We start from the raw sequence: 12,569 nt of genomic DNA on the forward strand, positions 1-12,569 counted from the left end.
ACGGAGTGACGGAGGTCAGGGCGTGAACGAGCGCAGTGACGGCGGGCGCGGGAGCGGCGCGGTGATCCGGCTGCTGCTGGCGGACGACCACCCGGTGGTGCGGGCCGGGCTGCGGGCCGTCCTGGAGGGCGAGCCGGACTTCACCATCGCCGCCGAGGCCGCGACCGCCGAACGGGCCGTCGAACTGGCCGCGGCGGGCGGGGTCGACGTGGTGCTGATGGACCTCCAGTTCGGGCCCGGCTCGGCCATGAACGGCGCCCAGGCGACCGCCGCGATCACCGCCCGGCCGGGCGCGCCCCGGGTCCTCGTCGTCACCACCTACGAAACCGACGCCGACACCCTGCCCGCGCTGGAGGCCGGCGCCACCGGCTACCTGCTCAAGGACGCCCCGCCGGAGGAACTGGCCCAGGCCGTCCGGGCCGCCGCCGCGGGCCGCTCGGCGCTGGCACCGAGCGTCGCCGACCGGCTGCTGGAACGGATGCGGACGCCGGCGGCGGCGCTCAGCGCGCGGGAGACCGAGGTGCTGGGGCTGGTCGCGGACGGGCTGACCAACCAGCAGATCAGCCAGCGGCTGCACCTGAGCCAGGCCACGGTGAAGTCCCATCTGGTGCACGTCTACACCAAGTTGGCGGTGGACTCGCGGACGGCGGCGGTGCGGGCGGCGCGCGGGCGGGGGCTGATCCGCTGAGCGTAGGGTGGGCCGGGTCCGAACCGTTGCCCGGAGTGGAGGACCCCGATGGCCGTGCGTCTCGATGAACTTTCCGTGCCGGTGATCGGCGCGCCGATGGCGGGCGGGGCGTCCACCCCGGAGCTGGTGGCGGCGGTGAACCGGGCCGGCGGGCTGGGGTTCCTCGCCGCCGGGTACCGGAGCGCCGCCGCGATGGCCGAACAGGTCGCGCTGGTCAGGGAGTTGACCGGTGGGCCGTTCGGCGTGAACCTGTTCGTCCCGGCCCCGCCCGGCGATCCGGCGGCCGTCGCCGCCTACCGGGAGCGGCTGCGGCCCGAGGCCGAGCGGTGGGACGTGGCGCTGCCCGAGGAGATCGGGCCGGACCGGGACGACTGGGAGGCCAAGCTCGCCGTGCTGCTGGCGGACCCGGTCCCGGTGGTCTCGTACACCTTCGGCCTGCCGACGCCGCAGGAGGCGGCGGCGGTCCGCGCGGCCGGGTCGTTCCAGGTCGGCACCGTCACCACGCCCGCGGAGGCGCGGGCGGCGGAGGCGGTCGGGATGGACGCGCTGTGCGTGCAGGGCCCGGAGGCCGGCGGGCACCGCGCCACCCACCGGATCGGGGACGAGCCCGGTGACGTCCCGCTGCTGGAGCTGCTGCCCGCCGTCCGGGCGGTGACGGCGCTGCCGCTGATCGCGGCCGGCGGGCTGGGCGACGGCCCGGCGGTGGCGGCGGCGCTGCGGGCCGGGGCGGCGGCGGTGCAGCTGGGGACGGCCCTGCTGCGCGCCGACGAGGCGGGCACCTCGGCCGCGCACCGGGCGGCGCTCACCGAACTCCCGGAGACGGCCGTCACCCGGGCCTTCACCGGCCGCCCGGCCCGCGGTCTGCGCAACGCCTTCATCGACCGCCACGGCCCGTACGCCCCGCCCGCCTACCCCGAGGTGCACCACCTCACCCAGCCGCTGCGCGCCGCCGCGACCCGCCGCGCCGACCTCCAGTCCATGCACCTCTGGGCCGGCACCGCCCACCACCTGGCCCGCACGGGCCCGGCGGCGGACCTGATCGCGGAGCTGTGGGCGGCGGCACGGGCGGTGTGAGCGGCCGCTCCCCGGGCTCAGCCGAGGAGGTCGGCCATCCAGGATTCGATGGCGGGGGCGGTGCGGGGGAGGGCGTGGGACATGAGGTGGGCGCCGTCGGGGGTGATGACGAGGTCGTCCTCGATGCGGATGCCGAGGCCGCGGAGTTCGAGGGGGAGGGTTTCGTCGTCGGGCTGGAGGTAGAGGCCGGGTTCGACGGTGAGGACCATGCCGGCTTCCAGGGTGCCGTCGAGGTAGCGGTCGGCGCGGGCCCTGGCGCAGTCGTGGTAGTCGAGGCCGAGCATGTGGCCGCTGCCGCAGAGGGTGTAGCGGCGGTGGAGGCCGTTGTCCTCGGCGAGGGACTGTTCGGCGGGGATGCGTAGGACGCCCCAGTCGGCGAGGCCTTCGGCGATGACCCGCATGGCGGCGTGGTGGAAGTCGCGGAAGCGGGCGCCGGGGCGCAGCGCGGCGATGCCGGCGCTCTGGGCGGCGAGGACGAGGTCGTAGGCCTGCCGTTGGACGGGGGTGAAGGTGCCGCTGAGCGGGAGGGTGCGGGTGATGTCGGCGGCGTAGAGGGTGTCGGTTTCGACGCCGGCGTCCAGCAGGAGCAGGGAGTTCGGGTCGAGGGCGCCGTCGTTGCGGATCCAGTGCAGGACGCAGGCGTGGGCGCCGGAGGCGGCGATGGTGGTGTAGCTGGTGCCGTTGCCTTCGGCGCGGGCGCGCAGGTCGAAGACGCCCTCGATCCAGCGTTCGCCGCGGGGGTGGCGCAGGGCGGTGGGCAGGGCGCGGACGACGTCCTGGAAGCCGGTGACGGTGTGGTCGACGGCGAGTTGGAGCTGGCCGATCTCCCAGGTGTCCTTGACCAGGCGCAACTCGGCGAGGACGGCGCCGAGTTCGCCGTCCCGCGTGGTGTGGGCGCCGGGGCGTCCGGTGCATTCGTCGACGAGGGGGTCGGTGCCGGCGAGGACGCGGGTGGGCGGCTGGGGGCCGGCGAGGAGTTTGTCGAGGTCGTCGAGGTGTTCGGTGCGCAGTCCGGTGAGCGCGGCGGCTTCGGCGAGGTCGGGGCGGCGGCCGACCCAGAACTCGCCGTAGCGGCGGTCGCGGTAGAACTCGGTGCCGTTGGCGTGCTGCCGGCCGCGGGGGGAGCGGGGGCGCAGGTACAGGACCGGCTCGTGGCCGTGGGGGCCGGTCGGTTCGAGGACGAGGACGTGGTCGGCCTGGTCCTCGCCGGTGAGGCCGGTGAGCCAGGCGTAGGCGCTGTGCGGGCGGAAGCGGTGGTCGAGGTCGTTGCAGCGGACCTTCAGCCGGCCGGCGGGGACGATCAGCCGCTCGCCGGGGAAGGCGGCGGAGAGGCGGGCGTGGCGGCCGGGGAGGCGGTTGTGGCCGGGGACTCGTTGGTCGGCGGGGAGGGGGGTGGCGGCCCAGCGGGTGCCCATGAAGGCGTCGAGGGCGGGGGAGACGGGGAGGTCGTGGCTCCCGGTGTTGAGGCCGGTCTGTCGGAGGGGCACCGGTGAACTCCTAGGTGGGGAGGGGGTGGTGTGGCCCGGACACAGCTCGGTAACGGGGGGCGTCACCTCTTGTGCAGTGCAATTTCACATTACTATGTTACGGGTCACACCGCGGAGCGGCCAGACCTCGAAGGTCGCCTCCCGGTCGGGCCCCGGATCACCTCCCGGGGCGGACACGGGCTTCACGGCAGGCCCCCCACAGCGGAGTTGCACATGACCAGGCGCACCCACGCCGCCCTCGCGGCGGTCCTCGCGGCGACCCTCACCCTCGGCCTCGGGGCCTGCAAGAACGACAAGAGCGACAGCGGAAGTGACGCCGCGCCTTCCAACGGCCAGGGCCCGGGCGCCGCGTCCGGTTCGGTCATCGGCGGCACCCCGGTCAAGGGTGGCACCCTCAACGTCCTGACGAACCAGGACTTCGCCCACCTCGATCCGGCCCGCAACTGGACCGTGCCGCACATGGACTTCGGCACCCGGCTGATCTACCGCACCCTGACTACCTTCAAGTCCGAGCCGGGTGCGGCGGGCAGCGAGATCGTCCCGGACCTCGCCACCGACCTCGGCAAGTCCAGCGAGGGCGGCAAGGTGTGGACCTTCACCCTGAAGGACGGCCTCAAGTACGAGGACGGCACGCCGATCAAGTCCGCCGACATCAAGTACAACGTCGAGCGGTCCTTCTCCCCGGACCTCACCGGCGGCCCCGACTACGCCGTCCAGTACCTGGCCGGCGGCGAGAACTACAAGGGCCCGCTCACTGGCGAGCACCTGGCGAGCATCGAGACCCCGGACGACAGGACCATCGTCTTCCACCTGAAGCGCCCGGTCGCCGAGTTCTCGGACACCGTCACCCTCCCGACCTTCTCCCCGGTGCCGCAGTCCCAGGAGAAGGGCACCCAGTACGACTCGCGGCCGTTCTCCTCCGGCCCCTACAAGATCGACACGTACGACCGGGGCAAGCAGCTGACGCTGGTCCGCAACACCAACTGGGACCAGTCCACCGACACCGTCCGCAAGGCGTACCCGGACAAGATCGTGGTCACCCAGGGCATCAAGGGCGGCCAGGCCGACGACCGGATCATCGCCAGCGACGGCGCCGACGCCAACGCGATCGAGATGCCGTGGATGGCCCACGAGTCCGTCTCCAAGGTGCTGACCAAGCCGGACGTCAAGGCCCGCATGGCGGCCGAGCAGACCGGCTGTACGGACATGCTGTACCTGAACACCGCCAAGGCGCCCTTCGACGACCCGAAGGTGCGCGAGGCGATGATGTGGGCGGTCGACCGCGAGGCGCAGGTGACGGCCTTCGGCGGCCCGGCGATGGCCGACGTGGCCACCTCCTACCTCCCGCCGTCGCTGACCGGCGGCGCCAAGGCGGACCCGCTGAAGATCCCGGCCGCCGGCGACCCGGAGAAGGCCAAGGCGATGCTCAAGGACGCGGGCAAGACCGACCTCAAGGTGTCGATCACCGTCTCCCTGGGCGACAAGACCCGCGCCGAGACGATCCAGCAGTCGCTGGCCAAGGCCGGTGTTCAGGTCACCGTGAACACCGTCGACCCGTCCGCCTTCACCGACACGCTCGGCGACACCAAGAACGCCCCCGAGCTGACCATCAACGGCTGGTGCCCGGACTACCCGTCCGGCGCGACCTTCCTCCCGTTCATCTTCGACGGACGGACCATCAAGGAGAAGGGCAACCAGGGTAACTACAGCCAGTTCAAGGACCAGGCCACGATGGACCGGATGGACCAGATCGCGGCCATGACGGACGTCAACGAGGCCAACAAGGCCTGGCAGCAACTGGACGAGGACCTGCTGAAGAAGGCCCCGGCCGTCCCGTTGATGTGGCAGCGCCGCCCGCTGCTGGCCGGCACCAACGTGGCCGGCGCGTTCGGGAACTCCGGCTACGCCGGCATGATCGACCTGGCCGTGGTCGGCCTCAAGGACCCCGCCAAGGGCAAGGGCTGAGGGGCCGTCGGCGATGAGTACAACCACTGAGCCCGTCGCCGTGGACTCCACGGCGACGGGCCCCGCGAAGGCCACCGGGCGCGGCCCGTGGCGGCTGGTCTGGGACCAGCTGTGGGCCAAGGGATCGGCCCGCTTCGGCCTGATCACGGTCGGCGCCTTGCTGCTGCTGGCCGCCCTGGCCGGCCCGCTGAGCTCGCTCGGCGGCTGGTCCCCCGAGGAGTTCGACAAGCGCGCCATCGACCCGTACCTGGGCGGCATGCCTCGGGGCGACTTCGGCGGCATCAGCGCCCGGCACTGGCTGGGCGTCGAGCCGATCACCGGGCGCGACCTGTTCGCCCGGGTCCTGCACGGCGGGCAGGTCTCGCTGCTGATCGCGTTCACCGCGACCGCCGTCGTCGTCATCACCGGCACCCTGGCCGGCATCGCGGCCGGCTACTTCGGCGGCCGGACGGACACGCTGCTGTCCCGGCTGATGGACCTCACCATGTCCTTCCCCTCGCTGATCTTCATGATCGCGATGATGTCGGTGGCCAAGGACGTCAACCGGATCCTGCTGATCACCCTGGTGATCGGCCTGTTCACCTGGCCCGGCATCGCCCGCGTCGTGCGCGGCCAGACCCTCTCGCTCAAGCACCGCGAGTACGTCGAGGCCGCCAAGGTCGGCGGGGCGCGCTCCTGGCGCATCCTCACCCGGGAGATCCTGCCGAACGTCTCCGGCCCGATCATCGCTTACACCACCCTGCTCATCCCCGGCATGATCGCCACCGAGGCCGCGCTCAGCTACCTCGGTGTGGGCGTCCGCCCGCCGACCTCGTCCTGGGGCCAGATGATCGCGGAGAGCATCGTCCACTACGAGACCGACCCGACGTACTTCCTGATCCCGACGGCTTTCCTGTTCGTCGCCGTGCTCGCGTTCACCCTGCTCGGGGACGCGCTGCGCGACATCCTCGACCCCCGGGGAGGCCGGTCGTGATCCTCTACCTCGGCCGCCGACTGCTCGGCGTGGCGGGCATCCTGCTCGCCATCTGCGCCATCACCTTCACCATCTTCTACCTGCTGCCGAACGACCCGGCGGCGGCGGCCTGCGGCAAGACCTGCAGCCCGGAGCGGCTCGCCGACGTCAAGGCGGCGATGGGCCTGAACAAGCCGATCTGGGAACAGTTCCTCGCCTACCTGGGCGGCATCTTCGCCGGTCGCGACTACGGCAGCGGCCCGAGCGCCGTGCACTGCGGCTTCCCCTGCCTCGGCTACTCGTACGAGTACGGGCTGCCGGTCTGGGACCTGCTCGTCGACCGGCTGCCGGTGTCCATCTCGCTCGCCGTCGGCGCGGCGGTGCTCTGGCTGGTCCTCGGCCTCGGCGCGGGCGTCACCTCGGCGCTGCGCAAGGGCAAGGCCTCCGACAAGACGCTGATGGTGCTCTCGGTCGGCACCGCCTCGTTGCCGGTCTACTTCACCTCGATCATGCTGATCTGGGGTGTCGTCCGTACGGCCGGGCTGCTGCCCTACCCGGCGTACCACAAGTTCACCGAGAACCCCTTCGAGTGGGCCTCCAACCTGCTGCTGCCGTGGATCGCCCTGGCCCTGCTGTACGCGGCCATGTACGCCCGGCAGAGCCGCAACTCGATGATCGAGGCGATGGCCGAGCCGTACATCCGCACCGCCCGGGCCAAGGGCCTGCCGTCGCGGACGGTCACGGTCAAGCACGGGCTGCGCGCCGGGGTGACGCCGATCCTCACCATCTTCGGCATGGACCTCGGCGGCCTTCTGGCCGGTGCGGTCATCACCGAGTCCATCTTCGGCCTGCCCGGCGTCGGCCGGCTGTTCTACGACGGTCTGGGCCGCTCCGACCAGCCCGTGATCCTCGGCGTCACCCTGCTCGCGGCCTTCTTCATCGTCGCGGCGAACCTGCTGGTCGACCTGCTCTACGCGTTCGTCGACCCACGAGTGAGGTACTGATGACTCTCTTGGAGGTCGAGGACCTCAAGGTCTCCTTCGACACGCCCCGCGGCACCGTCCGGGCGGTGGACGGCATCTCCTTCGCCGTCGACGCCGGGCGGACCCTCGGCCTGGTCGGCGAGTCCGGCAGCGGCAAGTCCGTCACCTCGCTCGCCGTCATGGGCCTGCACCGCGGCGCCGCCGTCACCGGCTCGATCCGGCTCGACGGGATGGAGCTCAACGGGCTCGGCGAACGGGAGCTGGGCACCGTCCGGGGCCGCCGGATCGCGATGATCTTCCAGGACCCGCTGTCCAGCCTGCACCCCTTCTACACCGTCGGCGAGCAGATCGCCGAGCACTACCGGGTGCACTTCAAGGCCAACCGCAGGGCGGGCCGCGCGCGGGCGGTCGAGATGCTGGCCGAGGTCGGCATCCCGGAGCCGGCCCGGCGGGTCGACGAGTACCCGCACCAGTTCTCCGGCGGCATGCGCCAGCGCGTCATGATCGCCATGGCGCTCGCCTGCGAACCCGAACTGCTGATCGCCGACGAGCCCACCACGGCCCTCGACGTCACCGTCCAGGCGCAGATCCTCGACCTGATCGCCCGCATCCAGCAGGAGCGCGGCCTCGGCGTCGTCATGATCACCCACGACCTCGGGGTGGTCGCCCGGGTCGCCCACGAGGTGCTGGTCATGTACGGCGGCCGGGCCGCCGAACAGGCCCCGGTGGACCGGCTGTTCGCCACCCCCGGGCACCCGTACACCCGCGGCCTGCTGGACTCGCTGCCGCGCCTGGACGACACCGACGACGCCCCGCTGCGGGCCATCCCCGGCAGCCCGCCGTCGCTGATCGCCCCCGCCCCCGGCTGCTCCTTCGCGCCGCGCTGCGCCCGCACCAGCACCGCCACCGCCGAGGAACACGCCCGCTGCCTGGCCGACCGACCCGAGCTCGGCCCGCTCGGCCCCGGCCACCAGGCCGCCTGCCACCTGCCGCTGGTACCGGAAGGAGCCCGGCCATGACCGAGAACCTGCTGTCCGTACGGGACCTGGTGAAGACCTTCCCCGGCCGACGGAGCCGCACCGGCCGGCCCGGCGCCCCGGTCCGCGCCGTCGACGGCGTCAGCTTCGACGTCGGCAAGGGCGAGACGCTCGGCCTGGTCGGCGAGTCCGGCTGCGGCAAGTCCACCACCGGGCGGATGATCGTCCGGCTGCTCGACCCGACCTCGGGCACCGTCACCTTCGACGGCACCGAGATCGGCGGGCTCTCCCAGGCCCGGCTGCGGCCGCACCGGCGGCACCTGCAGATGGTCTTCCAGGACCCGTACTCCTCGCTCAACCCCCGGCAGACGGTGGCCCGGATCATCTCCGAGCCGCTGCTGCTCCAGGGGTCGAGCGCGGCCGACGCGCGCCGGCGGGCGGGCGAGCTGATGGAACTGGTCGGGCTGATCCCCGAGCAGATCGACCGCTACCCGCACGAGTTCTCCGGCGGCCAGGCGCAGCGCATCGGCATCGCCCGCTCGCTCGCCACCTCGCCGAAGCTGGTCATCGCCGACGAGCCGGTCTCCGCGCTCGACGTCTCCATCCAGGCCCAGGTGGTCAACCTGATGGAGCGGCTCCAGCAGGAGCTCGGCCTGGCGTACGTGTTCATCGCGCACGACCTCTCGGTGGTCAAGCGGGTCTGCGACCGGGTGGCGGTGATGTACCTCGGGCGGATCGTCGAGATCGGCGACAAGGCCGAGGTGTACGGCAGCCCGGCGCACCCGTACACCAAGGCGCTGCTGTCCGCCGTCCCGCTGCCCGACCCGGCGGCGGAGCGCGCGCGGGAGCGGATCGTGCTGCTCGGCGACCCGCCGAGCCCGGCGAACCCGCCGTCCGGTTGCACCTTCCACCCGCGCTGCCCCAAGGCGCAGGAGATCTGCCGCACGGACCGTCCGCTGCTGCAGATCGCCGGGGCGGGTAGCCGGCAGGCGGCCTGCCACTTCCCGGAGGCCTGAGGCCGACCACATAGAGCCGCCGTACCGCCCAGTTGCCCCCACGCCGGGCGGTACGGCACCCAACGGGCGAGGGACGCGATCCCTCGCCGCAGACGCCCGGTCGGGCGCGGCGGGGAACCTCACGAGGGCCGCGTCCGACCGGGTTCCACCGTTTTCACGGTCCGGTTCATGGTCCGGCCGTTCTCATGGTCCGGCCGTTCTCACGCTCCGGATGGCCCGCTGGCCTCGCCCGCCGTGCCCGGCAGCAGCCGGCGCGGGCCGGGCCCCTCGGCGGCCAGTTCGTCCCCGGGGTTGAGCACCCGGCAGCGGCGCAGCGACACGCAGCCGCAGCCGATGCAGCCGGTCAGCTCCTCCTCCAGTCGCTCCAACTCGGCCCGCCGGGCGCGCAGTTGTTCGGCCCAGCGCCGCGAGATGCGGTCCCAGTCGTGCTTGCCCGGCATCCGGTCCTCGGGGAGCCCGGTGAACACCTCGGCCACCTCGGAGAGCGGGATGCCGAGCCGTTTGGCGACCAGGATGAGCGAGATCCGGCGCAGCACGTGCCGCCGGTAGCGGCGCTGGTTGCCCGGCGACCGCTCGGAGGAGATCAGCCCCTGGTCCTCGTAGAAGCGCACCGCCGAGGTGGCGATCCCGGCCCGCCGGGCCACCTCGCCGACGCTCAGCAGGTCGACCGGTGCGGTGTCCATGCCTGCTCCTCGACTCCTTGACTTCAAGTCCTGTTGAAGATCTAGCGTACCGGACGTGGCCGTACCACTCGCTGCGCAGAGCGTTACTGCCTGTACTGAGCAGGACAGTTACCCCCTGGAGTCGGCGCCGAACGGCCTCGTCGGAGGTCGGCGTGAACCGTTCTCCGGGTGCGGCGAGACCCGCGAGCCGGCCCCGGGCCCCTTTTCGTCGGGGGGACCCGGGGCCTTCGCTGTGGGTTCCTACGAGGCCGGGCCGACCCGGACGGTGGTGATCCGCCCGCCCTGGGACTCCCGGACGACCTCGATCCTGGTGTTGGTGTCCGGGACCTTCACCGCGAGCTGCGGGAGGGCCGGGTCGGTGTACGTGCCGGTGTGGTCGTTGAAGACCGGGACGGCCGGCTCGGACGGGATCCGCACCGCGACGCCGCCCTTGTGCAGCGTGAACGCCGTGGTCGGCCTGAGCGAGAACGGCGCGTCGTAGGTCTGCGCCCGCCCGTTGACCAGGGTGCCGTCGGCGAAGCGGACCGCCGCCGGGTGGGCGTCGATCGGCAGGATCAGCCCGCCGCCGGGGTGGTCCTTGGTGTTGTTGTCGCCGTACGCGGTGTCCCACAGCCAGAGCAGGACGCCCTCCTGGTACGGGTAGGTGTCGACGACATCGGCCTTGCCCGCGACGCCGGTGTACCCGAAGTTGTACGGGCCGGTCTTCAGGAACGCGCCGTAGCCGGTGTAGCGGCGGTTCTCGGCGAGGTAGGCGCGCGGGTGCTGCTTGACGGCGGTGCGGCCGGTGATGACGGTGAAGCCGGTGGCGGTCCAGCCGTTGGCGCCGTTCTCGGCGCCGTCGGCGAAGAGCTCGGTGCCGCCGGCGGTGATCCTCACGGCGTCGACGAGCACGCCCCGGCCGTGGGTGTTGCCGTCCGAGGTGGCGTGGAAGCGCAGCCGGACCTGCTGGCCGAGGTAGCTGTCCAGCGGGAGGTGCAGCTTCCGGTAGGTGCCCGAACTGCCGCTGAGCCCGGGGGTGTTGGCGTTGGTGTTGCCGATCGGTGCGCCGTCGACGGTGCCGCCCAGGGCCGTCCAGTGCTTGCCCTGGTCGGTGGAGGCCTCGACGGTGAGGAAGTCGTAGTCCTGCTCGGTGTCGTACCAGGCGGCGGCGTCCAGGGCGGCCGGGCCGGTGGCGGTGCGCAGGTCGACGTCCCGGCTGAGCGAGTTGTCGAGGTTGTCGCCGGTGTCGCTCCACCACTGCCTGGCGCCCTCGTACGGGTCGGCGAGGTCGGTGCTGGTGGTGCTGTCCGGCAGGTGGACGAGCAGCGCCTGGGCCTGGTCGGTGTTGTAGCCGCTCACCCCGAGGGCGTGGCTGGACCGGGTGGCGGCCTGCGCCTCGTCGTAGTCGAGCCAGCCGAACTGGAGCTTGCTCCAGGCGTCGAGGTCGCCGGGGTAGCCGCCGGTGGTGTTCGGCCCCTTGCCGAGGTAGGAGCCGGAGGACATCAGCGACCAGAAGTTGACGCTGTTGTCGCCGCCGTTGGTGCTGTACAGGTCGGGCAGGCCGAGGTTGTGGCCGTACTCGTGGGCGAACAGGCCGACGCCGCTGTTCTCGCCGGCCTGGACGTAGTCGTAGACGTAGAGGCCGGTGTCGCCGACCGGCGCGCCGCCGATCTTGTTGCCCTCCGGTCCGGTGCGGCCGGTCGCGTCGGGGAAGGTCCAACTGCGGTGCGCCCACAGCGCGTCGGCCCCCTGGGCGCCGCCGCCCCAGGTCTCGTCGACGCCGGCGTGCACCACGATGACGTTGTCGAGGTAGCCGTCGGGCTGGTTGAACTCGCCGGTCCTGGTGTGGTCGTAGCGGTCGTAGACGTCGTACTGGGCGAGCTGCGCCTTGATGTCGGCCACGCTGCGGCCCTTGGCGATCTCGCCGTCGTACCAGGCCTTGACGGCGTCCCGGATGAACTCCTGGCCCTGGGTCCAGGCGCCGGAGCCCTGCGGGCCCTTGTTGCTGCCGTAGCGGGCCTCGTTGTACGGGACGGTGACCCAGTCGCTGACGGTGCCCTGGACGTCGTAGCGGCCGGAGGACTGGGTGCGGTAGTAGTTGCGCATGGACACGGCGCCGGGCGTGTCGTCGAAGAACATCTTCTGGTAGTAGCCGCGGTCGAAGTCCGGCTCCCACAGCGTGTGGTTGTCGCCCTTGCCCGGCTTGGGGATCTGGTCGTGGCGCGGGCCGGGGGTGCCGCCGTAGCGGGGCTGGCCGTTGTACTGGGTGGTGTTGTCGACCTCGTCGCCGAACTGGGCGAGGATCACGAAGACCTTGTCGGTGCGCTGGTGCGCCAGTTGGACGTAGTCGTTGCCGACCTTCACCTTGGCGGGGGCCCGCTTGCCGGCGGTCTTGGCGACGGTGCCCTGGTTGAGCTGCTCCAGGGCCTTGGTGCGGAGCGCCTGGCGCTCGCGCTCCTGGGGGGCGAGCGGCGCGGGCGGGGCTTCGGCGCCCTGCTCCGCCGGGGCGGCGGCGATCGTGGCGGGGGCGGTCGTGGCGGTGAGGGGAGCGGCCTGGGCGGGGGTGCCCAGCAGGGTGGCGGCTATCGCGCTCGTGGTGAGCGCGGCCGCGAGTGCGGCGGACAGTCTGCGCAACTGACCGGTCCTTTCCGGGGGATGGGGGTCCCGGGCTTCCGGGCGGTCCGGGCTTCCGGGCGCCCCGGGTGGTCCGGGTGGGAGTAATCGTTCGGTGAAGCGCAGGTAATATTTCACATGTCACGGGTCAC

Annotated in this window: 10 protein-coding genes; 7 read left to right on the forward strand and 3 right to left on the reverse strand. The window is 72.4% G+C overall.

The features are described from left to right. Positions 1-22 precede the first annotated feature (22 nt). Positions 23-688 (forward strand): response regulator transcription factor, encoded by a 666-nt coding sequence (locus tag AC07AL_RS24400; protein WP_363618140.1) that lies wholly within the window; start codon positions 23-25, stop codon positions 686-688. 48 nt (positions 689-736) lie between these two features. Continuing rightward, complete coding sequence (locus AC07AL_RS24405) at positions 737-1,762, forward strand: nitronate monooxygenase (protein ID WP_478318160.1); 1,026 nt, start codon at positions 737-739, stop codon at positions 1,760-1,762. Between the two features lie 17 nt (positions 1,763-1,779). On the opposite strand, the gene AC07AL_RS24410 is transcribed toward AC07AL_RS24405, so the two are convergent. Beyond that, a complete protein-coding gene (locus AC07AL_RS24410) occupies positions 1,780-3,249 on the reverse strand; it encodes an aminopeptidase P family protein (protein ID WP_478318162.1) in 1,470 nt (489 codons plus the stop codon). Positions 3,250-3,462: 213 nt separating this feature from the next. On the opposite strand from AC07AL_RS24410, the gene AC07AL_RS24415 reads away from it, so the two are divergent. From AC07AL_RS24415 to AC07AL_RS24435, 5 genes are read left to right on the forward strand one after another with little or no spacing between them, the layout of a single operon-like run. Continuing rightward, positions 3,463-5,214: an ABC transporter substrate-binding protein gene (locus AC07AL_RS24415; RefSeq protein ID WP_363583855.1), complete on the forward strand. Its 1,752-nt coding sequence runs from the start codon at positions 3,463-3,465 to the stop codon at positions 5,212-5,214. Between the two features lie 13 nt (positions 5,215-5,227). Beyond that, positions 5,228-6,187 carry an ABC transporter permease gene (locus AC07AL_RS24420; RefSeq protein WP_363627453.1) on the forward strand — a complete coding sequence of 320 codons (960 nt, stop codon included), beginning with the start codon at positions 5,228-5,230 and terminating at the stop codon, positions 6,185-6,187. Beyond that, complete coding sequence (locus AC07AL_RS24425) at positions 6,184-7,170, forward strand: ABC transporter permease (protein ID WP_363583851.1); 987 nt, start codon at positions 6,184-6,186, stop codon at positions 7,168-7,170. Before AC07AL_RS24420 ends, AC07AL_RS24425 begins: the two co-directional genes overlap by 4 nt. After that, the gene (locus AC07AL_RS24430; RefSeq protein ID WP_363583849.1) at positions 7,170-8,168 is read left to right on the forward strand and encodes an ABC transporter ATP-binding protein; all 999 of its coding nucleotides are present in this window, start codon (positions 7,170-7,172) and stop codon (positions 8,166-8,168) included. The genes AC07AL_RS24425 and AC07AL_RS24430 overlap by 1 nt, the downstream gene beginning before the upstream one ends. Continuing rightward, positions 8,165-9,142 (forward strand): ABC transporter ATP-binding protein, encoded by a 978-nt coding sequence (locus AC07AL_RS24435; protein WP_363583847.1) that lies wholly within the window; start codon positions 8,165-8,167, stop codon positions 9,140-9,142. The genes AC07AL_RS24430 and AC07AL_RS24435 overlap by 4 nt, the downstream gene beginning before the upstream one ends. 200 nt (positions 9,143-9,342) lie before the next feature. On the opposite strand, the gene soxR is transcribed toward AC07AL_RS24435, so the two are convergent. Then, entirely contained in the window at positions 9,343-9,825 is a 483-nt protein-coding gene (soxR, locus tag AC07AL_RS24440; RefSeq protein WP_478318164.1) for a redox-sensitive transcriptional activator SoxR, read from the reverse strand. A gap of 240 nt (positions 9,826-10,065) precedes the next feature. After that, on the reverse strand, positions 10,066-12,438 hold the full coding sequence (locus AC07AL_RS24445) for an immune inhibitor A domain-containing protein (protein WP_478318166.1): 2,373 nt from the start codon (positions 12,436-12,438) through the stop codon (positions 10,066-10,068). Positions 12,439-12,569 lie beyond the last annotated feature (131 nt).

It is taken from the genome of Kitasatospora sp. NPDC043949, assembly GCF_056435365.1.

What these genes read in the sequence shown, in the direction of transcription:
- AC07AL_RS24405 (WP_478318160.1), top strand. Translation starts at nt 737, where the DNA reads ATGGCCGTGCGTCTCGATGAACTTTCCGTGCCGGTGATCGGCGCGCCG.
- AC07AL_RS24415 (WP_363583855.1), top strand. Translation starts at nt 3,463, where the DNA reads ATGACCAGGCGCACCCACGCCGCCCTCGCGGCGGTCCTCGCGGCGACC.
- AC07AL_RS24420 (WP_363627453.1), top strand. Translation starts at nt 5,228, where the DNA reads ATGAGTACAACCACTGAGCCCGTCGCCGTGGACTCCACGGCGACGGGC.
- AC07AL_RS24430 (WP_363583849.1), top strand. Translation starts at nt 7,170, where the DNA reads ATGACTCTCTTGGAGGTCGAGGACCTCAAGGTCTCCTTCGACACGCCC.
- AC07AL_RS24435 (WP_363583847.1), top strand. Translation starts at nt 8,165, where the DNA reads ATGACCGAGAACCTGCTGTCCGTACGGGACCTGGTGAAGACCTTCCCC.
- soxR (WP_478318164.1), bottom strand. Translation starts at nt 9,825, where the DNA reads ATGGACACCGCACCGGTCGACCTGCTGAGCGTCGGCGAGGTGGCCCGG.